The sequence below is a fragment of the Streptomyces sp. NPDC016677 genome, assembly GCF_055562815.1.
In genome coordinates, this window is record NZ_JBVHEO010000002.1 from 225,745 (window position 1) to 251,078 (window position 25,334).

The window sequence follows — 25,334 nt, forward strand, 5'->3', positions numbered from 1 at the left end:
CGGGGCCGCACACCCGTCCTGGGCGTGCGGCCCCGCGCGCTCGTACCCGGGGTTCCGGGGTGCGGCCGACGTCAGATGCCGAACGGCGCGGCGTAGCGGACGGTCCCCGCGGGCAGCGGCCGGCCGGGGTCCAGGGTGAGGGCCATGAGCGCCTCGTCCGGGACCTCGATGCTCAGGCCGATGCCGTGCGCCGAGGCACGGCCGAAGCCGAACCGGGGGTAGTACTCCGGGTGGCCGAGGACGACGACGTGGGCCTCGCCCGCGCGCCGGGCGGCGTCGAGGGCCGCCCGGACGGCCGCCGACCCGGCGCCCGCGCGCTGCCGTTCCGTGCGGACGGCGCACGGCGCCAGGCAGAGCGCCGGGCTCTCGCCGATGTGGCAGCGGGTCAGCAGGGCGTAGCCGACGGGACGGTCGTCGCCGTCGACGGCGACGAGGGAGAGTCCCTCGATCCAGGCGTCCGGATCGGCCCGGAGCGCGTCCACGAGATCGGCCTCCTCCGCCGTGGGGAAGGCGTCGAGAACGACGTCGCGGACGGCGGGGACATCGGCGGCGGTCTCGACCCGCGTGGTCCAGTGCTGGGGCATACGGCAGACGGTCCGTTCCTCGGGGCGGTGGGCGGGCGCGCGACAGTTTAGGGGGCGGTGGGCCGAGGGGACGGGCGTACGGACGTACGAGGAGCCGGGGACACGGCTGCGGACACGGACGCCGGCCCGGACCCGGGCCCCACACGGACACGGACCGGCCCCGGACCCACGCCCGACCCCGCACCCGGCCCCGCCCCGGCCCGCACGCCGCCCCGACGCCGAGCCTCCGTGACCACCAGCGCCCCGACGCGACACCCCCGTTCCTTGCCGATGCCGGGTGGGCGGCGGCAGGCTGCGGGGATGGCCACTTTGCTGATCGTGCATCACACCCCGTCACCCAACTGCCAGGCCCTGCTCGAAGCCGTGGTGGCCGGGGCGACCGCGCCGGAGATCGAGGGCGTCCGCGTGGTGCGGCGGGCGGCGCTGGCGGCCACCGTGTCCGACGCGCTGGCGGCCGACGCCTATCTGCTGGGCACGCCGGCCAACCTGGGCTACATGTCCGGCGCCCTCAAGCACTTCTTCGACCAGGTCTACTACCCGTGCCTGGACGAGACGCGCGGCCGGCCGTTCGGCGCGTACGTGCACGGCGGCAGCGACACCACGGGCGCGGTGCGCGCCCTCGACACGGTCACCACCGGGCTCGGCTGGCGGCGCGCGGCACCGCTGGTGACCGTGACCGGCGAGCCCGGCAGGACCGATCTGGAGGCCTGCTGGGAACTGGGGGCGACGCTCGCCGCCGGGCTGATGGAATGAACCGGGCCGGGTCCGCGAGCGGGCGCCGGGAGCCGAGGTGCGGGCCGGGCACCGCGCGGCACACTGGTGTCATGGGCGACGTCGACCGGCCGGAGAGCGTGTCACGGTGGTTCCCCGAGGTGCCCCGGAGCGCGGCGGCGGCCCGGCGGTTCGTACGGGCCGCGCTGGGCGACGGCGTGCCGCCGGAGCTGTCCGACACCGCCCAGTTGCTGACCGGCGAGCTGGTGACCAACGCGGTGCTGCACGCGCGCACGGCCGCCGAGGTGGCGGTGCGCGTCGACGACGGCAGGGTACGGGTGCGGGTCAGTGACGACCGGCCGGGCCGCGGCCCCGTACTCCGGGGCTACCCGCCGTACGCCGGGACCGGGCAGGGCCTGGCCCTGGTGGAGCGGCTGGCGTCGCGCCACGGGGCGGAGGCCGGCGGCCGGCGCAAGACGGTGTGGTTCGAGCTGTGGCCGGACGGCCCGCCGGCGCCGTCGCCCGGATGGGTCACGGCCGAGCCGTGCGGCGGCACCGGTACGACGGTGACGCTCGTCGACGTGCCCAGCGCCCTGTGCTCGTCGTCCCAGCAGCACCGGCACGCGGTGCTGCGCGAACTGGCCCTCGTCGCGTCGGCCGGTGACGTGCCGGGGGTGCGCGCCGAGGACCTCGCCACCGCCGCCGACATCGACCATGTGCTCAGCGCCTGTGTCGCGGCCGCGTCGGCGCGGCCGCCCCAGGAGGCGCATCTGGCCACCCTGCGCCTGCCGCTGCCGGCCGACGCCGCACCGGCGGTGCGGACCCTGCGCCAGGTACTGGACCTGGCCGAGGAGGCGGCCCGGGAAGAACGCCTGCTCACCCTGCCGGCGCTGCCCCGCGGCCGTGCCTTCCAGGACTGGATGTTCGAACAGATCCTGGGCCAGCTCGCCGGGGAACGCCCCACGGCGTGGACCGTGGTGCCCCGCGAGCCGGACGCCAGCGCCGCGGAGCTGGTGCCCTGGGACCCGGGAACCGTGCGGGCCAGCAGGTCCCCGGTCATCGCCGCCGACGCGGGCAACCGGATCATCGCGGTGAACGGGCCCGCCGCGGACCTGCTCGGCTGGCAGCCGGACGAACTCGTCGGACAGCGGCTCACGACGCTCATCCCCGAGCATCTGCGCCGCCGCCACACCGTGGCCTTCAGCTCGCTGCTGCTCACCGGGCGGGCCCGCATCGTGGGCCGCTCCGTGCCGCTGCCGGCGCTGCACCGCGACGGCCGGGTGGTGCCCGTACGGCTGTACATCGAGACCCAGGAGATGGCCGACGGCCGGACCGTCTTCGTCGCCCAGCTCTCGCCCCGGGCCACCACGTCCGTCGACGCACCGGCCCCGCCCGGCCGGAGCGCGGTGCCGTCGCTCCCCGAGGACTCCGGGGCGTCCGTGCCGGCCGCCCCGGAGCGCCGCCGGAGCACGAGCGGCGGGCGCACGGACCTGAGCGCGCTGGAGCGGCTCGCCCTGCTGGCCGACACGGGGGCCGCGCTGAACAACACGCTGGACCTGGGCGAGGGACTGCGCTCGGTCGGCCGGCTGCTGACCCGGCGGCTGGCCGACTGGTGCGCGGTGGACCTGTTCACCGAGGACGCCCGGGTGGAACGGGCCTGTGTGGTCCACCGCGACCCCCGCGGACTGCGTCCCGGGGCGTACGAGGGCCGGCTCCCCCCGGTGTCCGAGTCGTCCCGGGGCCCGCTGGCCCGGGTGCTGCGCGGCGCGGGGCCGCTGCTGCTCACCGACGCTCCGCCGGCGGGTCAGGTCGGCAGCGCGCTGGACGCCGACTACCGGGAGCTGTTCCGCGGGCTCGGCACGGGCAGTGCCGTCGTCGCGCCCCTGCGGGCCCGCCGGGAGATCTTCGGCTCCCTGACGGTGGCCCGTACGGCCGGGCGGCGGCCGTTCACGGAGGACGACCTGGTGCTCGTGGACGACCTGGTGCGCGGGCTGGCCCTGGGCGTGGACAACGCCCGCCTCTACCAGGAGACCCGCAACATCGCGCAGCGCCTCCAGCGCTCCCTGCTGCCCGTGCTGCCGGAGGTCGACAACCTCCAGCTGGCCGCCCGCTACGCCGCGTCCTCCACCACCGCGCAGGTCGGCGGCGACTGGTACGACAGTTTCGTCGTCCCCAACGGCGACACCGCCGTGGTCATCGGCGACGTCACCGGGCACAACCTGGACGCGGCCATCTCCATGAGCCAGCTGCGCAGCATGCTCCGTGGCATCGCCGTGGACCGCCAGGAGCCGCCCGAGGTGGTGCTGCGCCGGCTGGACCTGGCCAACCACAGCCTGTACCGGGAGGCCACCGCCACCTGCCTCTACGGTCTCGTCAAGGGCTCCGCGCAGGGCCCGTGGGAGCTGAAGCACTCCGCCGCCGGTCATCCGCCGCCCCTGCTGACCACCTGGGACGGCGAGGCCCGCTACCTGGAGGAGGGGTCGGGCCTGCTGCTCGGCATGGACCCCTCGATGCCCCGGCGCACGGCGCGCACGGTCCTGCCAGCCCGCTCGACCCTGCTGCTGTACACCGACGGCCTGATCGAGCGCCGCGACGAGGCCCTCGACCGCGGCCTCGACCGGCTGCGCCGGCACACGGCGGCGCTGGCCCGCGAACCGCTGGAGACGTTCTGCGACGAACTGCTGATCGGCCTGGGCGCCGACAGCGCCGACGACATCGCCGTCCTGGCCGTCCGCCCGGCTCCCCCGTCGTGAAACCGAGGTGCCCCGTCCGGCGCCGGTCGGGTACCGTGCGGGCCATGTCGAGCCCCGAGTCGGACGAGGTGGGGGCTTTCGGTCACGCCGTCAGCCCCCTGAACCACTAGTACGCGCACCATCGCGCTCCTGGTCGGGCGCTGACCGCGGTGACGAGCCGGCCTTCTCCCGCTCGCCCTCACCTCGGAGCCACTCGATGCCTCTTTCGCTGTACCTGCTCGCCCTGGCCGTCTTCGCCATGGGCACCTCGGAGTTCATGCTCGCCGGCCTGCTGCCGGACATCGCCTCGGATCTCGGTGTCACCGTCGGTACCGCGGCCATGCTCACCCCGGCGTTCGCGCTCGGCATGGTCGTCGGCGCCCCGCTCATGGCCGCCTTCGCCCGCGGCCGGTCCGGACGCTCCAGCCTGCTCGGGTCCGTCCTCGTGTTCGCGGCGGCCCACGCCGTGGGCGCCGTCACTTCCAGCTTCCCGGTGCTGTTCGCGACCCGGGTGGCGGCGGCCCTCGCCAACGCCGGGTTCCTCGCCGTGGCCCTGACCACCGCCGTCACCCTCGTCTCCCCCGACCGGAAGGGCCGCGCCCTCGCGGTGCTGCTGTCGGGCACCACGGTGGCCGTGGTCGCCGGTGTCCCCGGGGGCTCAGCGCTGGGCACACTGCTCGGCTGGCGGGCCGTCTTCTGGGCCGTCGCCGCGCTCTGCCTGCCCGCGGCCGTCGGCGTGCTCACCGCGGTCCCGGCCCGCCGGACGCGGCAGGACACCGCCGGCCGGCCGGCGCTGCGCGCGGAACTGGCCCAGCTGGCGCGTCCGCGGCTGCTCCTCGTCATGCTGCTCGGCGCGCTGGTGAACGCGGCCACCTTCGCCGGCTTCACCTTCCTGGCCCCCGTCGTGACCGGCCCCGCCGGACTGGGCGAGCTGTGGATCTCCGTCGCCCTGGTCCTCTTCGGCGCCGGTTCCTTCACCGGGATCACCGTCGCCGGGCGGCTCGCCGACCGCCGCCCCGGCCCGGTCGTCGCGGTCTGCGGCCCCCTGCTGCTGGCCGGCTGGCCCGCCCTGGCCCTGCTGGCCGAGCGGCCGGCCGCGCTGCTCGCCCTCGTCTTCGTCCAGGGCGCGCTGTCCTTCGCGCTGGGCGGCACGCTGATCACCCGGGTCCTGTACGAGGGCGCGGCGGCCCCCACCATGGCCGGCTCCTACGCGACCGCCGCGCTCAACGTCGGCGCCGCCACCGGCCCGGTCGTCGCCGCGACGACCCTGGGCACCGAAGCCGGGGACCTCGGGCCCCTGTGGGTGAGCGGCCTGCTGGTCCTGGTCGCGATGATGGTCGCGGTGTCCCTGCGAGGCGTGATGACGCGGCCCCGGTCACCGGAGACGTCACCCGCGCGCTGACCTCGACCGCAGGGACGTCACCCGCATCCCGACCGTGGCCGCTGACCTCGGGACGCCACCCGCGCCCCGGCCATGGCCGCTGACCCTCGGGACGCCACCCGCGCCCCGACCATGGCCGCTGACCCTCGGGACGCCACCCGCGCCCCGACCATGGCCGCTGACCCTCGGGATGTCACCCGCGCCCCGGCCTCGGCCGTCGGGGAGCCGCGCCCTACCTGCGGCGGACGTCCGCCCGCGTCAGAAGGCCGCCCGAAAGATCAAGAACATCGTCACCGTCGCGTTCGCGGACGACATCACCGACGCGGCGGTGCCCGCCGCCGCGGCCCACGCCGCCAGGCCCACCGAGGTGAAGACCGACGGGCGGCGGCGTGCCACCGGGGCGGGCCCGAGGAGGGCCGCCACCCGGCGCGGCACCGGGCCCGGCGCGGCGAGGCCGGCCAGGGTGGCGACCGGGGTGCCGCGGGAGACGAGGGCCGCCTTGCCGATGGCGGTGGCCACCGCCCGGCGGCTGCCGGTGACCCGGGCGGCCTCCTCGTCGGCCCACCGCTCGGCGGTGTACGCCACCGCCGTGCGCAGCGGCCTGAGGAACGGGTTGGCCAGCGCGGCGAGCCGGACGGCGAGCAGAAAGCGGTGGTGCCGGCCGGCCAGGTGGGCCCGTTCGTGGGCGAACAGGGCCCGGCGCTCGGCGGGTTCGAGCCGCTCCAGCAGGGCGGTGGTGACGACGACCCGGTCGCGCCGGCCGCCGGGCAGCGCGTAGGCGTAGGGAACGTCGTCCGGCAGGACGGCCACCGAGGTGCCGGGGAGTCCGGCCAGCGCCTCGTGGGCGCGGTGGCGCACCCGGCCGTGCCGCCACAGCGCCCGTGCGCAGGTCACGACGACGGCGCAGAGCGCGGGGATGGCGGCCTTGCCGGCCACCTCGTCGAAGGGGACGGCGGCCCGCACCTCCGGGTCGGACCAGCCGTCGGGCAGCGGGTTGCCGGGGAGCTGGGCGGTGCCGACCACCATCACCAGCCCCAGGCAGACCGTGCTGCACAGCGCCATCACCGCGGCCACGGCGGTCAGCAGCCGGGTCGCGGTCCGGGGGTGGAGATGCTGTTCGGCCAGGCGGGCGACCGGCCATGCCGTCAGCGGCAGGACCAGCGGGAGAAAGACGAAGAGCCCCATGAGGCGTCAGTCTTCCCCTTCGTCGCGGGACTGCCCCAGCAGGTCGCGCAGCAGCCGCTCGTCGTCGGGGTCGAGGCCGGTGACGAAGCTGGCCAGGACGGCCTCGCGGTCGCTCTCCCCGTCCAGGACCTTGCGCATCTTGCGGGCGGCCAGGCCCGCCTGGTCCGCCGCGGGGGTCCAGGCGAAGGAGCGGCCGGCCCGTTCCCGGGTGACCGCGCCCTTGTCCAGGAGCCGGGTCAGGATGGTGATGACGGTCGTGTAGGCGAGGCCGCCGCCCAGGCGCTCCTGCACCCAGCCGGCCGTCGCCGGGCCGTCCGCCTCGGCCAGCGCCGACAGCACCAGCGCCTCCAGTTCGCCCTGCCCCCTGCGGGGACGCGGGTGATCCGCCACGGTCCGTCTCCCTTCCGCCGCCGTCCGTTTCCCGAGGCGCCATCGTATAGACGCCGCGACGGGACGCGGTCCGTTCCCCCTCCGGACATCGTCCCGTCACCGGGAGAACGTCCGGCCGACCCCCTGCGCCACCAAGATCACAGAACGTACCGTGTTGTCATGTCTCCGACCTACGAGGAGTACTGGTGAGGCACCCCTTCGGACGGCTGGCCGTCTCCGTCCTGACCGCGGCCGCCGTCATCCTTCCGGCCGGCCCGGCCGTCGCACGGCACGGTCAGGCCGCGGCCCTGCCGACCGTACACCCCCGCGCCGAGACGGCTCCGCTGAGCGACGACGAGGCCGGCGGCAACGCCGACGCGGACGACCCCGCGATCTGGCGGAACGCGGCCGACCCGGACCGCAGTCTGGTCGTCGCCACGGCCAAGGAGGGCGGGCTGCGGGTCTACGACCTCGACGCGCGGCTGGTGCAGTCGATCGCGGCGCCGGCCGGTCCGACGCCCGAGGACGCGCCCGGCCGCTTCAACAACGTGGACCTGGTGCACGGCGTGCGGCTGGGCACCGGCCGCGCCGACCTCGCGGTCACCACCGACCGCGGCAACGACCGCCTGCGGATCTACCGCGTCGACCCCTCCTCCCCCGCCGGTCCGCTGACGGACGTCACCGACCCGGCCGCCGCGCCGGTGTTCTCCGCCGACCAAGCGGAGATCAACGAGGAGCGCACGGCGTACGGCCTGGCCACCTGGACCGACCGCTCGACCGGCCGCTCCTACGCCCTGGTCAGCCGCCGCGAGCGCACCACCCTCGCCCTGCTGGAGCTGACCCCCACCGCCTCCGGCACCGTCGGCTACCGCGAGGTGCGCACCCTCGACCTGCCGTCCTCCTTCCGCCTGCCCGACGGCACCTCCTGGTCCCCGTGCGCGGAACCGGACGAACTCCCCCAGGTCGAGGGCATGGTCGTCGACCCGGCCGACGGCGTGCTGTACGCCGGTCAGGAGGACGTCGGCATCTGGCGGCTGCGCGCCGACCTCACCGGCACGCCCCGGCTGCTGGACAGGGTGCGCGAGTACGGGGTGCCGGGCACCTACGACGAGAGCACCGAGGAGTGCGTCGCGGGCGCCGACCCCGGATTCGGCGGCACCCGGATCTCCGCCGACGTCGAGGGGCTGACGCTGCTCCAGGAGGACGACGGCGACGGCTACCTGTTCGCCTCCAGCCAGGGCGACGACTCCTTCGCCGCGTACGACCGCGAGACCGGTGACGGCAACGAGTACGAGGGCGGCTTCCGGGTCACCGCGGCCTCGGCCGCGCTGGACGGCTCCGAGGAGTGCGACGGGGCGGCGGTGCTCGACCAGCCGCTCGGGTCGCGCTACCCGGACGGGCTGCTCGTGGTGCAGGACGGCCATGACGCCCCCGGGGACGGCGAGACGGCCGTCACCAACTTCAAGTTCGTCGACCTCGGGGACGTGAAGGACGCCCTCGACGACTGACGGACGGCTTCGGGCGCGTGACAGGTGGCGTCAGGCGCAGCAGGAGCGCCGGTCGAGGCGGCACAGGCAGGACGCCTCGACCGGCACGTCCGCCAGCGCGGTCGCCGTCCGCAGCTGCTGGGCCACGATCCGGGCCTCGCCGTCCTTGCCGAGCCGCACCAGGCACTCGTGCAGCCCGTGCAGCGCCCAGACGTTGCCGGGGTGCTGGAGGGCGCGCGGCAGGGTGTCGTCCAGGCCCAGGTCGGCCCGGTACACCGCCTCGGCCTCCGCCACCCGCCCCTGTTCCAGGAGCAGGGCGCCGTACGCGTGCCGGGTGGGCTGCATCCAGCCCCACGGCTCGTCGTACGGGAGGCCGTCGTCCAGCTCGACGGAGCGCCGGAGGGCCGCGAAGGCGGCGTCGTGGTCGCCCTTGCGGTACTCCAGTTCGCCGTCGAGCATCGCGGAGGCGATGGCGAGGAGGTCGGCGCAGGTGTTGTTGAACAGGGTGCGGGAGGCGGGGACGCGCGCGGCGGCCTCCCGGAACAGTCCGCGTTCACGTTCGGCCTCGGGGACGCGGCCGGTGGCGGAGAGGGCCACCCCGCGCGCGTAGCGCAGCATCGCGGTCGTCACGCAGTACAGCTGCGGGTCGGCGGGCAGCGGCAGGGCGAGGATGTCCGCCCAGCGGCCGAACCGGATCAGTACGTGCGCGCGCAGGGCGAGGAAGCCCTCCAGCCAGTCGGCCATCGGCGGGCTCTCCACCCGCAGCAGCTCCTCCGGAATGGACGCCTCCAGGCGGTCCACGGTCTCCAGCGCGTCCTGGGAGCGGCCGAGGAACATCGCGCCGTAGATCTTGAAGTGGTAGTCGTGCGACCGGTAGAGGGTGTAGAAGTTCATCGATCCGGCCCGGGCCCGGTACTTCTCGTCGGCGGCGATCGCCGCGGTGTTGTCCGAGACCACGCGCCGGTAGTCGCCGCACAGGACCTCCAGGTGCGAGGGCATGTGCAGCAGGTGCCCGGCGTCGGGGACCAGGTGGCGCAGCCGGTCGGCGACGCTCAGGGCCGCCTCGGGGGTGGGGGACATCTCCATCAGGTGGACGTAGAGGTGCACGACGCCCGGGTGGTCGCGGCCGGCCTCCGTGGCGAGGGCGCGGTCGAGGACCGCCTTGGCCTCCAGGGTGCGGGCCCCCTCGGCCGGGCGGCCGGTGCGCAGGTCCCACAACCGCCACGGCGTCAGGTTCATCAGCGCGTCGGCGCGGAGGGCGGCGACGTCCAGGTCGTCGGGGGCGAGTTCGTGGACGGCGCGCATGGCGTCGGCGTACGGCGGGTTCCACACCGCGCAGTCCTCGACGGCCTCGGCCCGCGGGTAGCGGGCGCGCAGGGCGCCGATCAGCGCCTGCTCGACGGGGGTGGCCGCACCGGCCTTCGCGTGGGCGCGCTCCACGGCGGCGTGGGTCCGCTCCACCGTCAGCGCCAGTTCCCGGTCGTCGAACGCCTCCCAGGGCTTGTTGTAGTTGGGCCCGAGCGCGTAGGCGACGCCCCAGTGCGCCATGGCGCAGTCCGGGTCGGCCGCCGCGGCGGCCTCGAAGCAGGCGACCGCCTCCTCGTGGTGGAAGGCGTACGTCCACACCAGGCCCCGGTCGAACCAGGTCTGGGCCTCGGGTGACGTCGTCGTCACGGGCCGGCCGTGGGTTCCCAGGTCGTAGTAGTCGTCCATGCTGGACGTATAGCGCACGGCACGGGCGGGACCGTGGCCTTCCGGCACATTGCGCCGCATCGTGTACGGTCCGCCCGCCGGGCACCGGCGCTCAGGTGAAGGTCACGTCACTGCACAGGAAGTACGTCTGGTCCAAGGGCGACGTCTGCCAGACCGTGTACACGACGTGCCGGCCGCTCAGGCCCGAGGTGCTGACCGGATGTCACAGGTGTTGGCAGGGGCATACTTCCCGGTGGACGGTGAAGTCGCCGGTCGCGATGTCCGTGGTCTTCCAGGCGCCCACCGCGTCCGAGGCGTTGTACCGGCCGCCCTCGGTCCGGCCGCCGCTGCACAGCTGTCCGTCCGGGACGGCCGCCTGGAAGTTCCCGGCGGAGCCGTTGCGGTACAGGCCGTTCCAGTTCCACGTGGCGTCGGGGTCGGCCCGCCACGCCTGCCGGCACATGGGGTCCTGCTGGGCCACGGCGGGGTTCTGGAAGTCGCTGCCCCAGCGCAGCCGGCAGCCGTAGTTGCGGGAGGCCGGGTCGGCGACGGAGCCGTGTGCGACGGCGGGCGGTGCCGCTCCAGGGGATCAGGGCGAGCGTCGGGACGCGACGCCGCCCGGTCCGCGACATGGTGTTCATGTCGGGCTCATGCCAAGGCATGGGCCTCCTTCTTCCGGGGGGACCGATGGAGGTGGGCGCGCGGGAGCGCACAGGGCGCACCCTGCGCGCCAGGAGCGCTCCCACATGGAGTGCGGCGCTCGGCCCAGTGACCGTGCGGCCGAGGTCCTTCGGCCCGACTTGTCGGCCCCTCGCCCCGGTGGAACGATGCCGGGACCGGCCGGCGAAGGAGACGAATGTGACCGACGAGCAGCGGCGGGCGCGGGCCGCCGCCGTGTTCGACGCACTGGGCGCCGCCTACGAGCAGGCGTTCGCCGGTTCCGAGGCGCACCGGCGGTCGCTGGAGTGGCTGCTCGGCCGGCTCGCGCCCGGCAGCCGGGTGCTGGACGTGGGCAGCGGGACGGGGCGGCCGACGGCCGAGACGCTGGTGCGGGCGGGCCATGAGGTGCTGGGGGTGGACGTCTCGCCCGTCATGGTCGAGCTGGCGGCCCGGCAGGTGCCCGCCGCCGCCTTCCGGTGCGCCGACATCCGCGAGCTGCCGCTCGACGACGGCTCCTTCGACGCGGTCTGCGTGTACTTCGCGCTGCTCCAGATGGACCGGGCCGAGCAGGCGGACGTGGTCCGGCGGCTGACGCGGGCCCTGAAGCCGGGCGGGCACCTGGTCCTGGCCACCGTGCCGCTGGACGTGGAGGCCGTCGAGGGCGTCTTCATGGGGCAGCCCGTACGGGTGACCAGCTTCGCCGCGGCGGACCTGGCGACCGTGGTGGAGGGGGCCGGTCTGGAGGTCCTGAGCTGGGAGGAAGTGCTGTTCACGCCCGCGCACCCGGACGCCGTCCCGGAACCGCAGCTCTTCCTGCACTGCCGACGCGCGGACATCCGCCCGGCCGGCTGAGGCACGGCACGGTCGGCGCCGACGGCTCCCGGCTCCCGCTTCCGGAGAGGCGAGAGGCCCTTCCCGCATGATCACCTCTGACCCCGACGAGCCCCGCCACGCGCTTCGGACGATCGCTATGATGACCCGAAACGCTCAAACGAACATTCTCGGGTGAGACTCGGGTGGGTGGGGAGGCCCAGGTGCGGGAACCGGTCGATTCCAGGCGTCAGCGGATCCTGGCGGCGGTCCGGGCGCGCGGCACCGCGCGGGTGCGCGACCTCGCCGAGGAACTGCAGGTCTCGGTGGTGACGGTGCGCCGGGACGTGGAGGAGCTGACCCGGGAGGGCAGACTGCGGCGCGGCCACGGAGTGGTGCGCTCGACGGCGCCCGCCGCGGAGCCGCCCGCCGCGGACGCGCGGGACGGGGACCGGGTCGCCCTGGTGGTGCCGGAGCGGCACGCGTACCTGACGGAGGTCCTGCACGGCGCCCGGACGGTCCTGGAGAAGGCCGGCGTGCCCTTCACCCTGCACATCGCGCCCCGGAGCGCGGGCGCCGAGCGGCCGCTGGTGGAGCGCGCGCTCGCGGACGGCGCCCGGGGACTGCTGCTCGCGCCCCGCTGGCTCCGCCTGGCCGACGAGGAGGCCGACCACGGCTGGCTCGCCGCGCTGGACGTGCCGACGGTGCTCATGGAGCGGCGCCCCCGGCCGGGCAGCGCGCCGCACGCGCTGGACTCGGTCTGCTCCGACCACTGGTACGGCGCGCACCTGGCCGTGGAGCACCTGGTGGGGCTCGGCCACCGGCACATCGTGTTCGCGACGCGGGACGACAGTCCGACCGCGCGCACGCTGCGGGCCGCCTTCTGCGGGATAGCCCGCGACCACCCCCTGGTCGAGCAGTGGGCGTGGGCGCTGAGCGCTCCGGGGGCCGGGCAGGAGGGGCCGTACGCGGCGGACGAGACGGCCGACGTGCCCGCGCTGCTGCGCCGGGTGGGGGCCACCGCGCTGGTGGGGCACGGCGACGAGGACACCCTGATGATCGTCCAGCGGCTGGCCCAGGAGGGGGTGCGGGTGCCCGGGGACTGCTCGGTGGTGGCGTACGACGACGTGGTGGCCGGCCTCGGCACCCCGCCGCTGACGGCCGTGTCGCCGCCCAAGGCGGAGGTCGGGCGGGTCGCCGCGGAGCTGCTGCTCAACCGGCTGCGCGACGAGCCGGAGCGGTCGGCGCGGCGGGTGGAACTGCTGCCCCGGCTGACGGTGCGCGGCTCGACCCGGGGGCCGGCGTCCACTGAGTGAGCGTTTGATCGTTTGAGTTTCCTCTGATCGATCTATTGACCGTTTGAGTCAGGGCGTCCAGGATTCCCGTGTCCCCGAAGAGTCGTGCCGCCGGACGACGGCACGCAGGAGCCGCGGGAGGCGCCATGCCCGGTCGACACAGTCGTCGATCCGTGGGCGCCTGCAGCGGAGGCAGTGGCGGCAGCCGGTCGAGCGGCACGAGCAGTACCACGCGCATCACCTTCTGGTCCGCGCTGCGCGGCAGCCAGGAGGTGGTCGACGCGTTCAACCGCACCCACGACCGCATCCAGGTCGATTTCCAGCAGATCCCCTCCGGCGGGCAGGGCGGCTACGCCAAGCTCAGCAACGCCGCCCGGGCCGGCAACGCCCCCGACGTCGCCACCATCGAGTATCCGCAGGTTCCGGGGTACGCCATCGACGGCGTCGCCCGCGACATCACCGGCCTGGTCGACGACCGGCTGCGCCGCAAGCTGCTGCCGCAGGCGCTCGGGCTGACCACCTTCGAGGGCCGGGTGTTCAGCGTGCCGCTGGACATAGAGCCGATGGTGATGCACTACCGCGCCGACCTGTTCGACCGCTACGGGCTCTCGCCCGCCCGCACCTGGGACGAGTTCGCCGAGCAGGCGCGCACCGTGCGGCGCGCGGCGGCCGGCCGGCGGCTGGTGCTGTTCCCGACCGACGGCATGACCCAGATGGCCGCCTACGTCTGGCAGGCCGGCGCACAGTGGTTCGACACCTCGCGCGGCGCGTGGAACGTCTCCCTCGCCGACGCCCCGTCCCGGCGGGTCGCCGACTACTGGCAGCGGCTCATCGACGCCGACGACGTGTTCATGAACGCCGTCGAGAGCAGGCAGTCCGACGCGCAGATCGGCAACGGCCTGGTCCTCACCCGGCTCAGCGGGGCCTGGGACGCCGGGGCGCAGATGAACGCGCGGCCGGGGCAGAAGGGGCAGTGGCGGATCGCCCCGCTGCCGCAGTGGGACACCGCCCGCCCCGCCGTCGGCACCCACGGCGGTTCCACCTTCGCCGTCACCAAGGACAGCCGGCATCCCGAGGCCGCGATGGAGTTCATCGCCTGGCAGGTCTCCCACCCGGACGCGCTGCGGGCCCGCCTCTCCAGCGGCACCAGCAGCCAGTACCCGGCCGCGCCCGACCTGGTCCCCGTCGGCCGGGAGGCGTTCGACCGCTCGTACTACGGCGGGCAGGACATCTACGCCCTGTTCGAGCAGGAGGCCGAGAAGATCGGCGAACAGTGGCTGTGGGGCCCGCGGATGACCGCCACCCAGAAGGTCATGCAGGACTCCTTCGCCCGGGTGAGCGGCGGTCAGGGCAGCCTCGTCCAGTCGCTGCGCACCGCGCAGGAGGGCACCATGCCCGACCTCAAGGCCCTGGGCCTGGCCACCACCCAGCACAGCACCTGAGCCGCCGAAAGGCAGGTGACACCCCATGACCGCGACCACCCACGAACGGGTGCCGGCCGGCACCCCCCGCCCGGCCGCCCCGTCCCCCTCCGCCGCCGGTTTGCGCGCCCGCAGGGCGGCCGAGCGCCGTCGGCTGGCCGCCTGCGGCGTGCTCATGACGCCGTTCTTCGCGCTGCTGCTGACCGTCTTCCTGATCCCGGTCGGCACCGCCGTCTACCTCAGCTTCTACAGCGACGACCAGCCCGGCCTCGGCTTCGGCCCCGAACGCACCGTCTTCGTCGGCCTGCGCTCCTACGCGGCCGTCCTGACCGACCCGACCTTCCTCGGCGGGCTCGGCACGGTCGCGCTGTACTGCCTGATCTACATCCCGCTGATGGTCGCCGGCGCGCTCGTCCTCGCCCTGCTCCTCGACTCCGGCACGGCCCGGCTGCGCGCCTTCGCCCAGCTCGGCCTGTTCCTGCCGCACGCCGTGCCCGGCATCATCGCGGCGCTGATCTGGCTGTACCTCTACACCCCCGGCATCAGCCCGGTCATCGACCTGTTCGCACGCGCCGACATCACCGTCGACTTCCTCGGCGTGCACACCGTGATCCCGTCGATCGTGAACATCGCCCTGTGGAGCAACCTCGGCTACAACATGGTGGTCTTCTACGCCGCCCTGCAGGCCGTGCCCCGCGAGGTGATCGAGGCGTCGGTCGTCGACGGCGCCGGGCCGGTGCGCACCGCCCTCCAGGTCAAGACCCCGCTGGTGCGCGCCTCCATCGTGATGGTGGCCATCTTCACCCTGATCTGGGCGCTCCAGCTCTTCACCGAGCCGATGCTGCTCAGCCAGTCCTCCCCGATGATCAACTCTCGCTTCTCACCGAGCATGTACATCTACGACGCGGCCTTCAACCGCAACAACTACAGCCTGGCGGCGGCCGCCTCCGTGGTCCTGCTGGCCTGCACCATCGCCCTGTCCTACGGCGTCACCCGCTTCACCGGCCGCGCCGACACCACCGAGGAGGCCCGATGAGCGCCGTCGGCGGCAACACCCTGCCGCGCCCGAACCTGCTGGGCCGCCTCACCGTCAACGTGGTCGTCGCGGTCTCCGTCCTCTACACGCTGCTGCCGGTGCTGTGGCTGCTGCTGGCCTCCACCAAGACCCGGGACGCGCTGTTCAGCAGCGACCTGCTCTCCTTCGCCGACTTCTCCGTCGTCCAGAACCTCAAGGACCTGTTCGCCATGGACGGCGGGCTGTACGGCCGCTGGTACCTCAACAGCCTGCTGTACGCGGTGCTGGGCGCCGCCGTCGGCGCGCTGCTGAGCGTGGCCTGCGGCTACGCCTTCGACAAGTACCGCTTCCGGCACAAGGAGAAGCTGTTCGGCCTGGTCCTGGCGGCGGTCATGGTGCCGCAGACGGTGCTCGCGCTGCCGCTGTACCTGATGGCCTCCGAGGCGGGCCTGGTGAACACCTTCTGGGCGGTGTTCGTCCCCGTGCTGTTCAACCCGTTCGGGGTCTACCTCGGCCGGATCTTCAGCCGGGGCTACGTCCCCGACGAGGTGCTGGAGGCGGCCCGGGTGGACGGCGCGGGCGAGCTGACCGCATACGCCCGGGTGGCGCTGCGGATGCTCGGCCCCGGGCTGGTCACCGTCTTCCTGTTCCAGCTCACGGCGATCTGGAACAACTTCTTCCTGCCCATGGTGATGCTGTCGGACCAGGACCTGTATCCCGTCAGCCTCGGCCTGTACCAATGGAACAGTTCCGCCTCGGTCTCGCCGGAGTACTACCCCGTGGTGATCATGGGGTCGCTGCTCGCCGTCGTCCCCCTCGTCCTCGCCTTCGTGCTGCTCCAGCGTTTCTGGCGCAGCGGACTGACCGCCGGAGCCGTCAAGTGAGTCCGCACGTCCCTGGTCCCGGATTCCGGCCCCGCGCGGCCGTGGCCATGTCCCCGGCCGCCGCCGAGGCCGTCCTCGATCCGGAGTCGCGCGCCGCGCTGCGCGGGCTCTGCGACCTCGCCCCGTTCCCGGTCCTGGACGACCTGTCCACCCCGCGGGCGAGGGAGGTGCTGGCCGGCGTCGAGCTGCTGGTCACCGGCTGGGGCTGCCCGCCGCTGGACGCGCAGGTGCTGCGGGCGGCGCCCCGGCTGCGGGCGGTGGTGCACACGGCGGGCAGCGTCCGCGGGCACGTCACCGACGCCTGCTGGGAGCACGGCGTCGAGGTGTCCTCGGCCGCCGCGGCCAACGCCGTGCCGGTGGCCGAGTACACCCTCGGCATGATCCTGCTCACCGGCAAGCGGGCGCTGGAACAGGCCCGCGCCTACCGGGCGGCCCGCCGGCGCGACGACTGGCTGCGCACCCCGCGCACCGTCGGCAACCACCGTCGCACCGTCGGCATCCTCTCGGCCTCCCTGATCGGCCGCCGCGTCATCGAACTGCTGCGCCCGCACGACCTCGAAGTGCTGCTGCACGACCCGTACGTGTCCGACGCCGACGCGGCCGAACTGGGCGTGGAGCGTGTCGAGCTGGACGAGCTGTTCGCGCGCTGCGACACCGTCAGCGTGCACACCCCGCTGCTGCCCGAGACCCGCGGGCTGGTGAGCCGGGACCTGATCGGGGCGATGCCCGACGACGCGGTGCTCATCAACACCTCGCGCGGCCCGGTCGTCGACCAGGACGCGCTGACCGACGCCGTCCGGGCGGGCCGCGTCCGGGCCGTCCTTGACGTGACCGACCCCGAGCCCCTGCCGCCCGACCACCCGCTGTGGGACTGCGAGAACGCGCTGATCACCCCGCACCTCGCCGGTTCCGTCGGCAACGAGTGGCGGCGGCTGGCCGACCTGGCCCTCGCCGAGACCGCCCGCTGGGCCCGTGGCGAGGGCTTCCTCCACCCCGTACGACGCGAAAGGCTGGCCTTCCTGGCATGAACATCCCGTTCGAACTCCCCGCCGAGGACCGCGCGTCCAGCCCGTACACCGGGTACACCCGGGCCCACTGGGAGGCGGTGGCCGACGGGCTGCTGGCCGCCGCGTGGCGCTGGGCCACCCCGGGCGGCGCCCTGCTCGACCTGCCGGGCCGGCCGTCCCGCTCGGGGGTGCGCTCGGACGGCCTGGAGGGCTACGCCCGTACGTTCCTGGCCGCCGCGTTCCGGGTGGCGGGCGCCGGCGGCGACGACCCGCACGGCTGGCTGGAGCGCTACGCCTGGGGCCTCGCCTCGGGCACCCGCGCCCCCGGCCGCGACGACACCGAGTCCTGGCCGCTGATCCTCGACCACGACGTGCAGGGCCAGCCCATGGTCGAGTCGGCCTCGGTCGCCCTCGGCCTGCGGCTGACCGCGCCCTGGCTGTGGAAGCACCTCGACGCGGACGTCCAGGACCGGGCGGAGGAGTGGCTGCGCGGGGCGCTGCGGCACACCCCCGCGCCCAACAACTGGTACCTCTTCCCGTACACGGTCGCCGGTTTCCTGGAGTCGGTCGGCCGCGGTGACGCCGAGACGGCGGCGGCCCGGCACCGGGCGCTGGAGCTGCTGGAGGGGTGGTACCGGGGCGAGGGCTGGTACGCCGACGGCGACGGCCGCGCCTTCGACCACTACAACGGCTGGGCGCTGCACCTGTACCCGGTGCTCGACGCCCACCTCGGCGACGACCCCGAGGCCGCCGCGCGGTACGGGGAGCGGCTCCGCGCCCACCTCGACGGCTTCTGTCTGCTGTTCGGCGGGGACGGGGCGCCGCTGCACTTCGGCCGGTCGCTGACGTACCGCTTCGCCGCGTCGGCGGCCGTCGGGCTCGGCGCGCTGACCGGGCACACGCCGCTGGCGCCGGGCGTCTCCCGGCGGCTGGCCAGCGGCAGCCTGCGGTACTTCCTGGAGCGCGGGGCGCTGACCGAGGACGGGCTGCTGAGCCTGGGCTGGCACGGCCCGCACGAGGCCGTCCTCCAGTCGTACTCCGGTCCCGCCTCCCCCTACTGGGCGTCGAAGGCGTTCGTGTCGCTGCTGGCGCCGGCGGACCATCCGCTGTGGACGGCGACGGAGGAACCGGCCCCGGCGGAGGTGTCCGACCGGGTACTGGCGCTCCCCTCCCCCGGTCTGCTGGTGCAGGCGACCCGCGCGGACGGGATCGTACGGCTGCACAACCACGGCAGTGACCATGTCCGGCCGCACGAGGGCGAGTCGGCCGCCGAGGACGACCCGCACTACGGGCGCCAGGCGTACTCGACCCGGACCGGGCCAACGGCGCCCGGGAACGTCGCCGACAACCACCTGTCGGTGGAGGTGGCCGGCCGGCCGAGCGTGCGGCGCCGCGTCGAGCCGCTCGGCGCCGGGCACGGCGACGGCTGGGGCTGGGCGGCGTCCCGGCACCGCCCGGTCTTCAGGAGCGGGCCCCCGATGCTGCCGGGGCTGCGGGTGGACAGCGTGACCGTCGTGCTCGGCGCGTACGAGCTGCGGGTGCACCGGGTGGCCGGGGCGCCCGCCGGGGCGCGGGTCACCCAGACCGGGTGGGCCACCGGCCCCGACGAGCCCCTCGTCTCGTCCCTGCACGCGCTGCACGGCTTCGCCCCGGCGCCCGAGCCGCTGCGCGCCCCGCAGGGCACCGCGTACGTCCGCTGGGCGCGGGTGCCCCGCCTCGCCGGCCCGGCGGGCGGCACGTCCCTGCACGTGTGTCTGGCCGCCCTCACCGCCGCGCCGGGGCCGGGGCCGCTCGGGGAGGCCGTCACGGAGTTCACGGCGGACGGCACGAGGGGCGTCGAGCTGGCCTGGGCCGACGGCGGCGGGCGCACCAGGGTCTCCTTCGATCCGGTCCGGGTGACGCACGAGGCGGGCTGAGCCGCCCGGGCGGGCGGGTGTCCCCCGCCCGCCCGTGTCCGGTCGCGGCGCGCGCCCAGGGCCGTGAGGCTGGTACGGCACGGGTCACCGGAGCCGGGAGCTGCCATGCACAAGTCGTCCTGCGCGTTGGTCGCGGCGCTGGCCGTCGCCCTCGCCTTCCCCGTTCCGCAGGCGGACGCCGCCGCGCCGCCGCGCGTGCCCGGTGACGTCACCGCCGTCGAGTGCCTCGAAGGCGGCGGGTCGCTCCTCGTGCAGTGGGACGGCCAGGGCGGGTTCGTCCGGCAGTGCCAGGGCGGCGTCCACGACGGTGAGACGCTCGTCCCCCGCCCCTTCTCCCCGCTCGCCGCCGAACCGGCGCGCTGATCCCGGCGCCCGTGGGTACCCGCCGCGCGGCCGGGGGACTCGTGGCCCCCGGCCGTGACGACAAACGACCGGCCGGCCGTCGGCCGACATCGGAGGAATGAGACGTATGAGCGAGGCGAACCCTCTCAAGCGGGTGGCGGGCAAGGTCAGCGACGCCCTGCGGGGCGACGGACCGGAGGACGGCGTCCCCGGCAAGCCGGGCCCCCGGTCGCCGGCCGTCGGCGAACCCACCGAGCCGCGTGAGCCGTTGCCGCCCAAGGCCGACCAGAGCGGCCCGGACACCGTGTCGCCCACCGGGCAGCCGACCGGCGCCGACCAGGCGCGCAACGCGCAGTCCGGGGCGTACCTGACGAACGCGCAGGGCACGCGGCTGTACGACACCGATCACTCGCTCAAGGCCGGTCCGCGCGGGCCGGTGCTGCTCCAGGACCACCATCTGCGCGAGAAGGTCATGCACTTCGACCACGAGCGCATCCCGGAGCGCGTGGTCCACGCCCGGGGCGCGGGCGCGCACGGCACCTTCCGCAGCTACGGCACCGCGGCGAACGTCACCAAGGCGGCGTTCCTCGCGCCGGACGTGGAGACGCCGGTGTTCACGCGGTTCTCCACGGTGGTGGGCTCGCGCGGCTCCTCCGACACCGTGCGGGACACCCGGGGCTTCGCGACGAAGTTCTACACCAGCGAGGGTGTCTTCGACCTGGTCGGCAACAACATCCCGGTCTTCTTCATCCAGGACGCCATCAAGTTCCCGGACGTGGTGCACGCCGCGAAACCGCACCCGGACCGGGAGATCCCGCAGGCGCAGAGCGCGCACGACACGTTCTGGGACTTCGTCTCGCTGCACACCGAGGCGACCCACCACACCATCTTCTTCATGGGCGACCGGGGCATCCCGCGCTCCTACCGGATGATGGAGGGCTTCGGCGTCCACACCTTCCGGCTGGTGAACGCCGCGGGTGAGACGACGCTGGTGAAGTTCCACTGGAAGCCGAAGCTGGGCGTGCACTCCCTGGTGTGGGACGAGGCTCAGCTCATCAACGGCGTCGACCCGGACTTCCACCGCCGGGACCTGGCCGACGCCATCGAGGCGGGCGCCTACCCGCAGTGGGAGCTGGGCATCCAGACGTTCCCCGACACCCCGGAGCAGACCTTCGAGGGCATCGACCTGCTGGACCCGACCAACCTGGTGCCCGAGGAACTGGCTCCGGTGCAGCCGGTCGGGCTGCTGACCCTGGACCGCAACCCGTCCAACTTCTTCGCCGAGACCGAGCAGGTCGCCTTCCACGTCGGCCACCTCGTCCCCGGCATCGACGTCACCGACGACCCGCTGCTGGCGGGCCGGCTGTTCTCGTACCTGGACACGCAGATCACCCGGCTCGGCGGTCCCAACTTCCCGCAGCTGCCGATCAACCGGCCGCACGCGCCGGTCAACGACATGCTGCGGGACGGCATGCACCAGACGGCGGTCCACCGGGGCGTCGCGCCCTACCGGCCCAACTCCCTGGACGGGGGCTGCCCGTTCACGGCCGGCGCGGACGCCGGTGCGTTCGTCGAGGCGCCGGTGCGGGTGCCGGAGGGCCGGAAGGTGCGCGAGGCGCCCGAGTCGTTCGCGGACCACTTCAGCCAGCCCCGCCGGTTCTGGCTGAGCATGAGCCCGGTGGAGAAGGAGCACATCGTCGGCGCCTACACCTTCGAACTGGGCAAGTGCTACGAGCAGTCGGTCCGGGAGCGCACCCTCCAGGTGCTGGCCAACATCGACCCCGAGCTGTGCGAGCAGGTCGCCACGGGGCTCGGGCTGCCGGCGCCGGCACCGACGGTGCCGCTGGCCGACGTCGAGCCCAGCCCGGCCCTCTCCCAGATCGGGCGGACCTGGCCCACCGAGGGGCGGGTGATCGGCATCGTGACCGGCGGCGACGACCTGGACGGGGTCGCGGCCGTACGGGAGGCGGTGCTGGGCGCGGGCATGGTCCCGCTGGTCGTCGCGCCCACCGGCGGCACGCTCGGCGACGGCGCGCTGACCGTCCAGCGCACCTTCGTGACGGCGCGGTCCGTGGAGTTCGACGCCGTACTGCTGGCCGGGGTGCCGGGCGTCGGCAGCGACGCGTACACCGCGCGGGACGCCAAGTCCGACCCGGCGCCCGCGGGTCCGGCCGTCACCGATCCGCGGGTGGCGCTGCTGCTGTCGGAGGCGTTCCGGCACGGCAAGGCGATCGGCGTCTGGGCGGGCGGCGAGGCCGCGCTGGAGGCGTCCGGGGTGCCCACCGACGCGCCGGGCGTGGTCCTGGCCGCCACCGGCACCTCGGCCCTGGAGCAGGTGACCGGGCTCCTGGGCAGCCACCGGGTGTGGGAACGCTTCACCACACAGGTCTGAAGCACCGGCGGCGGGTGCCGTCCGGCGGGCACGGCGGGTCCGGTACGGGTCTCCGTACAGGGCCCGCCGTGCTCCGGGCAGTACCGGGCGCGGCGCCGCCCTCGGTCGGGCTGACGGACGGTGCCGCCCTGTTCTCTCCTGGGGGTCCGCGCCGGAAGGCGGGGCCCTAGCCGGGCGGGGCCGCCCCGTCACCGCTGTCCGGCCGCAGGGCCCGGCCCACTTCCGCCTCCACCTCACGGGGCGTCTGCCCGTGCCGCCTGACGTACTCGGCGAGCGCGGTGCGCCAGTCGCGGTCGAGGTCGCGCCAGGCCCGGACGGCGGTCTCGTAGGTACTGGACTGCCGCGGGGTCCACTGCTGCTGGGTGGGCGGCCCGTACGCGTCACGCAGCTGTTCGACCCGGCTCTGCGCCAGGTCCGCCGCACGCCGCTTGTGCACGAGTTCGTCGAATGTGTACGCCACAGGAAAAGACCCTAGTCACGGCAGGGCTTCCGCGCGCGTCGAACCGGTCCTCCACAAGTTGCCCACCAAGGGCCCCCGGACCCTTAACATCATGGTCACCAACCATGGCCGGACCTGCACGAGAAGTGAGGAAGCGTGTCGGACACCGAGGGAGCGGCGGTGCCTGAGCGGCTGCTGATCACCCGTACCACCACGGACGACGCCGTCTGTGTCGTCACCCTCGCGGGCGAAGTGGATCTCGACGGCAGCGCCCAGCTGCGCGACGTACTGCTGTCGGGCCTGGAGGGCGTCCGGGGCACGGTGGTCGACCTGGCGGACGTGGCCTTCATGGACTCCAGCGGCATCAACGTGTTCATAGCGGCGCACCAGGCGGCGGAGGCCGGCGGCGGCTGGCTGCGGCTGGCCGCCCCTCGGCAGGCCGTCCGGCGGGTGCTCCAGCTCGTCGGGGTGGACATCCTGATCGCCTGCTATCCGACGGTCGAGCAGGCGCTCGCCGACTGACGGCGGGCGGGCGGCGCTCACGACAGGGGAAGACGCGCGTACACGGTCTTCCCCTGGGCGTGCGGCCTGGTGATCACCTCGTCGCACAGCCGTGTCACGATCTCCAGTCCGTGCTGCCCGACCCGCAGCGGGTCGCGGGGCAGGAACGTGGGGAAGCCCTCCCCGGTGTCCGACACCGCGATCTCCACCTGCTCCTCCACCAGGGTCAGCACCAGCCGGCACGGCCCCGGCGCGTGCCTCAGGGCATTGGTGACCAGCTCGCTGGCGACCAGGCGCGCCGCGTCCAGGAACTCGGCGGACGCCGCCACCCCCGCCTCGGCGAGCCGTCCGACGAACCCCTGGACGATGTCCCGGGAGGCGGGGATCATCGCCGATCCGCCCCTGAAGTCCACCACCGTGGACAGGACGGACGAACCCGCGGCATCGGGTCTGCGCGCCGGAGTCATACAGAGCCTCACCGTCCGGTCCGGGGCCGAGTAGCGGAAGCCGAAGTCCGCGGCACCTCACGATACGCAGCCAACCGGCACTTGCGATTCGCTTGCCGTAACTCGCGCCCGTTCCGCGGATCTCCGGACACCGCCGAGGTGTGCCGCCGCGGACCGCGGGCAGAAGGGCGGCGCGGGCTGCTCCGCGTTCCTGTCCCGGTACGTATCAGGAGCAGCCCGTACACGCGGACCAGCCCACACTGTTGACATGCGCACACCCCACCGGCACTCTGAGAGCGCTCTCAGCAGGTCCGGACCAATACGTTCCCCCCTCCCCCCATGTCTCCGCGGCCCTGTCCTCAGGGCCCGTACGGAGGTTGCGCATGTTCGAAGGACTCCACAGACGACTCCGGCACCGGATCGCCGCGACGGCGGCCGCCCTGGCCACCACCGTGGCGGGCGCCCTCCTCGCGACCGGTACCGCCACCCCCGCCGACGCCGCGGTCCCCGCGACGATCCCCCTCCAGATCACCAACAACTCCGGCCGCTCCGGGCCGCTCTACGTCTACAACCTCGGCACCGAGCTGTCGACGGGACGGCAGGGCTGGGCCGACGCGAGCGGCGCCTTCCACGCGTGGCCCGCGGGCGGCGCCCCGCCCGTCCCGGCCCCCGACGCCTCGATCGCCGGACCGGGTCCCGGGCAGTCCACGACCATCCAGATCCCCAAGTTCTCCGGACGGATCTACTTCTCGTACGGCCAGAAGCTGGTGTTCCAGCTGGCCACCGGCGGGCTGGTGCAGCCCGCCGTGCAGAACCCGAGCGATCCGAACCGCGACATCCTCTTCAACTGGTCGGAGTACACGCTCAACGACTCCGGGCTGTGGATCAACAGCACCCAGGTCGACATGTTCTCGGCACCGTACGCGGTCGGCGTGCAGCGCGCCGACGGCACGACGGTGACCACGGGACACCTCAAGTCCGGTGGCTATAACGGGTTCTTCGACGCGCTGCGGGCGCGGTCCGGCGGCTGGGCCGGACTGATCCAGACGCGGTCCGACGGCACCGTGCTGCGGGCGCTGTCCCCGCTGTACGGCGTGGAGACCGGTGCCCTGCCCGCCTCGGTGATGGACGACTACATCAACCGCGTCTGGCAGAAGTACGCCACCTCGACGCTGACGGTCACCCCGTTCACGGACCAGCCGGCCGTGAAGTACTACGGGCGGGTCACGGGTGGTGTCATGAACTTCACCAACAGCTCGGGCGCCGTCGTCACCAGCTTCCAGAAGCCCGACGCGAACAGTGTCTTCGGCTGCCACCGGCTGCTGGACGCCCCCAACGACCAGGTGCGCGGCCCGATCTCCCGCACCCTGTGCGCGGGCTTCAACCGGTCCACGCTGCTGACCAACCCGAACCAGCCGGACACCTCCGCGGCCGGCTTCTACCAGGACGCGGTGACCAACCACTACGCCCGCGCGGTCCACGCCCAGATGGCGGACGGCAAGGCGTACGCCTTCGCCTTCGACGACGTCGGCAACCACGAGTCGCTCGTGCACGACGGCAGCCCGGCCAAGGCGTTCCTGACGCTGGACCCGTTCAGCTGATCCGTTCCCCCGGGGCGTACCGGACGGTGCGCCCCGGGTTTCCGGTCGCTTTCGGCGGCTTCGGCGGTGTGCGCGGCGGCCACCAGGGCCGTGGCGGCGACGAGCCCGGCCGTCACGGCTCTCCGTACGCGTGTCGGATACACGACATCCCTTTTCGGTGAATGAAGATATGAACGGCTCGAAACTTACGGTCTGATTTTCGAATGTCGCGAGAGAGGCCACGGATGCCCCACATCCGGGTCAACGGCCGTCACGACTCGTATTTCCGGAGGCCGGTGACACGCCGCCAACCCGTTACCTGGGGATGCGGCGATCGAAACATTCGGAACGATGTCATCGCCCGGGCACACCACCCGGACGGGCGTACCGGCGCCTGCCCACGGGGCGACCGCGTACCGGCCGCGGCGCGCGCCGTCGGCAGGCCGCCGCGGGGTGCGCCTGTCGCCCCATCCGGCCCCGCAGGG

At 74.2% G+C, this 25,334-nt stretch carries 23 protein-coding genes; 15 read left to right on the top strand and 8 right to left on the bottom strand.

The genetic code is table 11. From position 1 onward, the window contains the following. Nucleotides 1-71: 71 nt before the first annotated feature. On the bottom strand, nucleotides 72-584 hold the full coding sequence (locus ACZ3IG_RS06325; protein ID WP_467429559.1) for a GNAT family N-acetyltransferase: 513 nt from the start codon (nucleotides 582-584) through the stop codon (nucleotides 72-74). 300 nt (nucleotides 585-884) lie between these two features. Between ACZ3IG_RS06325 and ACZ3IG_RS06330 the strand changes: the two genes are divergently transcribed. From ACZ3IG_RS06330 to ACZ3IG_RS06340, 3 genes are all read left to right on the top strand, one after another. Further along, on the top strand, nucleotides 885-1,337 hold the full coding sequence (locus tag ACZ3IG_RS06330) for a flavodoxin family protein (protein WP_467429560.1): 453 nt from the start codon (nucleotides 885-887) through the stop codon (nucleotides 1,335-1,337). Between the two features lie 71 nt (nucleotides 1,338-1,408). Beyond that, nucleotides 1,409-4,048, top strand: coding sequence for a SpoIIE family protein phosphatase (locus ACZ3IG_RS06335; protein WP_467429562.1), 2,640 nt, complete (start codon nucleotides 1,409-1,411; stop codon nucleotides 4,046-4,048). Nucleotides 4,049-4,244: 196 nt separating this feature from the next. Continuing rightward, nucleotides 4,245-5,429: a Cmx/CmrA family chloramphenicol efflux MFS transporter gene (locus tag ACZ3IG_RS06340; protein WP_467429563.1), complete on the top strand. Its 1,185-nt coding sequence runs from the start codon at nucleotides 4,245-4,247 to the stop codon at nucleotides 5,427-5,429. Between the two features lie 237 nt (nucleotides 5,430-5,666). Here the strand turns inward: ACZ3IG_RS06340 and ACZ3IG_RS06345 are convergent, their stop codons facing one another. Together ACZ3IG_RS06345 and ACZ3IG_RS06350 are read right to left on the bottom strand one after the other, a co-directional pair. Then, the gene (locus ACZ3IG_RS06345) at nucleotides 5,667-6,593 is read right to left on the bottom strand and encodes a M56 family metallopeptidase (RefSeq protein ID WP_467429565.1); all 927 of its coding nucleotides are present in this window, start codon (nucleotides 6,591-6,593) and stop codon (nucleotides 5,667-5,669) included. A 6-nt stretch (nucleotides 6,594-6,599) separates the two neighbouring features. Continuing rightward, nucleotides 6,600-6,983: a BlaI/MecI/CopY family transcriptional regulator gene (locus ACZ3IG_RS06350; protein ID WP_215167261.1), complete on the bottom strand. Its 384-nt coding sequence runs from the start codon at nucleotides 6,981-6,983 to the stop codon at nucleotides 6,600-6,602. Nucleotides 6,984-7,168: 185 nt separating this feature from the next. Here ACZ3IG_RS06350 and ACZ3IG_RS06355 point away from each other — a divergent pair, with 185 nt between their 5' ends. After that, nucleotides 7,169-8,470 carry a phytase gene (locus tag ACZ3IG_RS06355; RefSeq protein WP_467429567.1) on the top strand — a complete coding sequence of 434 codons (1,302 nt, stop codon included), beginning with the start codon at nucleotides 7,169-7,171 and terminating at the stop codon, nucleotides 8,468-8,470. A 30-nt stretch (nucleotides 8,471-8,500) separates the two neighbouring features. Here ACZ3IG_RS06355 and ACZ3IG_RS06360 read toward each other — a convergent pair whose 3' ends face one another. The 3 genes from ACZ3IG_RS06360 to ACZ3IG_RS06370 all read right to left on the bottom strand — a co-directional run bounded on the left by ACZ3IG_RS06360 (nucleotide 8,501) and on the right by ACZ3IG_RS06370 (nucleotide 10,655). Continuing rightward, nucleotides 8,501-10,162 (bottom strand): hypothetical protein, encoded by a 1,662-nt coding sequence (locus ACZ3IG_RS06360; RefSeq protein ID WP_467429568.1) that lies wholly within the window; start codon nucleotides 10,160-10,162, stop codon nucleotides 8,501-8,503. 91 nt (nucleotides 10,163-10,253) lie between these two features. Next, nucleotides 10,254-10,325 (bottom strand): hypothetical protein, encoded by a 72-nt coding sequence (locus ACZ3IG_RS06365; RefSeq protein WP_467430522.1) that lies wholly within the window; start codon nucleotides 10,323-10,325, stop codon nucleotides 10,254-10,256. A gap of 39 nt (nucleotides 10,326-10,364) precedes the next feature. Continuing rightward, complete coding sequence (locus ACZ3IG_RS06370) at nucleotides 10,365-10,655, bottom strand: lytic polysaccharide monooxygenase (protein ID WP_467430524.1); 291 nt, start codon at nucleotides 10,653-10,655, stop codon at nucleotides 10,365-10,367. A gap of 344 nt (nucleotides 10,656-10,999) precedes the next feature. Between ACZ3IG_RS06370 and ACZ3IG_RS06375 the strand changes: the two genes are divergently transcribed. From ACZ3IG_RS06375 to ACZ3IG_RS06415, 9 genes are all read left to right on the top strand, one after another. Then, a complete protein-coding gene (locus ACZ3IG_RS06375; RefSeq protein ID WP_467429569.1) occupies nucleotides 11,000-11,653 on the top strand; it encodes a class I SAM-dependent methyltransferase in 654 nt (217 codons plus the stop codon). A 182-nt stretch (nucleotides 11,654-11,835) separates the two neighbouring features. Further along, a complete protein-coding gene (locus tag ACZ3IG_RS06380) occupies nucleotides 11,836-12,927 on the top strand; it encodes a substrate-binding domain-containing protein (protein ID WP_467429571.1) in 1,092 nt (363 codons plus the stop codon). A gap of 125 nt (nucleotides 12,928-13,052) precedes the next feature. After that, complete coding sequence (locus ACZ3IG_RS06385; protein ID WP_467429572.1) at nucleotides 13,053-14,348, top strand: ABC transporter substrate-binding protein; 1,296 nt, start codon at nucleotides 13,053-13,055, stop codon at nucleotides 14,346-14,348. Between the two features lie 25 nt (nucleotides 14,349-14,373). Then, nucleotides 14,374-15,363 carry a carbohydrate ABC transporter permease gene (locus ACZ3IG_RS06390; protein WP_467429573.1) on the top strand — a complete coding sequence of 330 codons (990 nt, stop codon included), beginning with the start codon at nucleotides 14,374-14,376 and terminating at the stop codon, nucleotides 15,361-15,363. After that, nucleotides 15,360-16,226 carry a carbohydrate ABC transporter permease gene (locus ACZ3IG_RS06395; protein ID WP_467429576.1) on the top strand — a complete coding sequence of 289 codons (867 nt, stop codon included), beginning with the start codon at nucleotides 15,360-15,362 and terminating at the stop codon, nucleotides 16,224-16,226. Before ACZ3IG_RS06390 ends, ACZ3IG_RS06395 begins: the two co-directional genes overlap by 4 nt. A gap of 47 nt (nucleotides 16,227-16,273) precedes the next feature. Continuing rightward, on the top strand, nucleotides 16,274-17,254 hold the full coding sequence (locus ACZ3IG_RS06400) for a hydroxyacid dehydrogenase (RefSeq protein WP_467430526.1): 981 nt from the start codon (nucleotides 16,274-16,276) through the stop codon (nucleotides 17,252-17,254). Next, entirely contained in the window at nucleotides 17,251-19,149 is a 1,899-nt protein-coding gene (locus ACZ3IG_RS06405; RefSeq protein ID WP_467429577.1) for a DUF2264 domain-containing protein, read from the top strand. Before ACZ3IG_RS06400 ends, ACZ3IG_RS06405 begins: the two co-directional genes overlap by 4 nt. Before the next feature lie 105 nt (nucleotides 19,150-19,254). Next, the gene (locus ACZ3IG_RS06410; protein WP_467429578.1) at nucleotides 19,255-19,512 is read left to right on the top strand and encodes a hypothetical protein; all 258 of its coding nucleotides are present in this window, start codon (nucleotides 19,255-19,257) and stop codon (nucleotides 19,510-19,512) included. 106 nt (nucleotides 19,513-19,618) lie between these two features. Then, entirely contained in the window at nucleotides 19,619-21,883 is a 2,265-nt protein-coding gene (locus tag ACZ3IG_RS06415) for a catalase (protein ID WP_467429579.1), read from the top strand. Nucleotides 21,884-22,049: 166 nt separating this feature from the next. On the opposite strand, the gene ACZ3IG_RS06420 is transcribed toward ACZ3IG_RS06415, so the two are convergent. Further along, nucleotides 22,050-22,343, bottom strand: coding sequence for a hypothetical protein (locus ACZ3IG_RS06420; RefSeq protein WP_467429581.1), 294 nt, complete (start codon nucleotides 22,341-22,343; stop codon nucleotides 22,050-22,052). A 135-nt stretch (nucleotides 22,344-22,478) separates the two neighbouring features. Between ACZ3IG_RS06420 and ACZ3IG_RS06425 the strand changes: the two genes are divergently transcribed. Continuing rightward, a complete protein-coding gene (locus ACZ3IG_RS06425) occupies nucleotides 22,479-22,844 on the top strand; it encodes an STAS domain-containing protein (protein ID WP_467429582.1) in 366 nt (121 codons plus the stop codon). 17 nt (nucleotides 22,845-22,861) lie between these two features. Here the strand turns inward: ACZ3IG_RS06425 and ACZ3IG_RS06430 are convergent, their stop codons facing one another. Further along, nucleotides 22,862-23,212, bottom strand: coding sequence for an ATP-binding protein (locus ACZ3IG_RS06430; RefSeq protein ID WP_467429583.1), 351 nt, complete (start codon nucleotides 23,210-23,212; stop codon nucleotides 22,862-22,864). 440 nt (nucleotides 23,213-23,652) lie between these two features. Between ACZ3IG_RS06430 and ACZ3IG_RS06435 the strand changes: the two genes are divergently transcribed. Next, nucleotides 23,653-24,870, top strand: a complete 1,218-nt coding sequence (locus tag ACZ3IG_RS06435) for a glycoside hydrolase family 64 protein (protein ID WP_467429585.1) — start codon at nucleotides 23,653-23,655, stop codon at nucleotides 24,868-24,870. The last annotated feature ends 464 nt before the right edge of the window (nucleotides 24,871-25,334 follow it).

Coding starts and splice junctions, on each gene's coding strand:
- ACZ3IG_RS06385 (WP_467429572.1), top strand. CDS start 13,053: ATGCCCGGTCGACACAGTCGTCGATCCGTGGGCGCCTGCAGCGGAGGC.
- ACZ3IG_RS06340 (WP_467429563.1), top strand. CDS start 4,245: ATGCCTCTTTCGCTGTACCTGCTCGCCCTGGCCGTCTTCGCCATGGGC.
- ACZ3IG_RS06330 (WP_467429560.1), top strand. CDS start 885: ATGGCCACTTTGCTGATCGTGCATCACACCCCGTCACCCAACTGCCAG.
- ACZ3IG_RS06335 (WP_467429562.1), top strand. CDS start 1,409: ATGGGCGACGTCGACCGGCCGGAGAGCGTGTCACGGTGGTTCCCCGAG.
- ACZ3IG_RS06410 (WP_467429578.1), top strand. CDS start 19,255: ATGCACAAGTCGTCCTGCGCGTTGGTCGCGGCGCTGGCCGTCGCCCTC.
- ACZ3IG_RS06390 (WP_467429573.1), top strand. CDS start 14,374: ATGACCGCGACCACCCACGAACGGGTGCCGGCCGGCACCCCCCGCCCG.
- ACZ3IG_RS06325 (WP_467429559.1), bottom strand. CDS start 584: ATGCCCCAGCACTGGACCACGCGGGTCGAGACCGCCGCCGATGTCCCC.
- ACZ3IG_RS06360 (WP_467429568.1), bottom strand. CDS start 10,162: ATGGACGACTACTACGACCTGGGAACCCACGGCCGGCCCGTGACGACG.
- ACZ3IG_RS06345 (WP_467429565.1), bottom strand. CDS start 6,593: ATGGGGCTCTTCGTCTTTCTCCCGCTGGTCCTGCCGCTGACGGCATGG.
- ACZ3IG_RS06405 (WP_467429577.1), top strand. CDS start 17,251: ATGAACATCCCGTTCGAACTCCCCGCCGAGGACCGCGCGTCCAGCCCG.
- ACZ3IG_RS06400 (WP_467430526.1), top strand. CDS start 16,274: ATGTCCCCGGCCGCCGCCGAGGCCGTCCTCGATCCGGAGTCGCGCGCC.
- ACZ3IG_RS06415 (WP_467429579.1), top strand. CDS start 19,619: ATGAGCGAGGCGAACCCTCTCAAGCGGGTGGCGGGCAAGGTCAGCGAC.
- ACZ3IG_RS06395 (WP_467429576.1), top strand. CDS start 15,360: ATGAGCGCCGTCGGCGGCAACACCCTGCCGCGCCCGAACCTGCTGGGC.
- ACZ3IG_RS06435 (WP_467429585.1), top strand. CDS start 23,653: ATGTTCGAAGGACTCCACAGACGACTCCGGCACCGGATCGCCGCGACG.
- ACZ3IG_RS06430 (WP_467429583.1), bottom strand. CDS start 23,212: ATGATCCCCGCCTCCCGGGACATCGTCCAGGGGTTCGTCGGACGGCTC.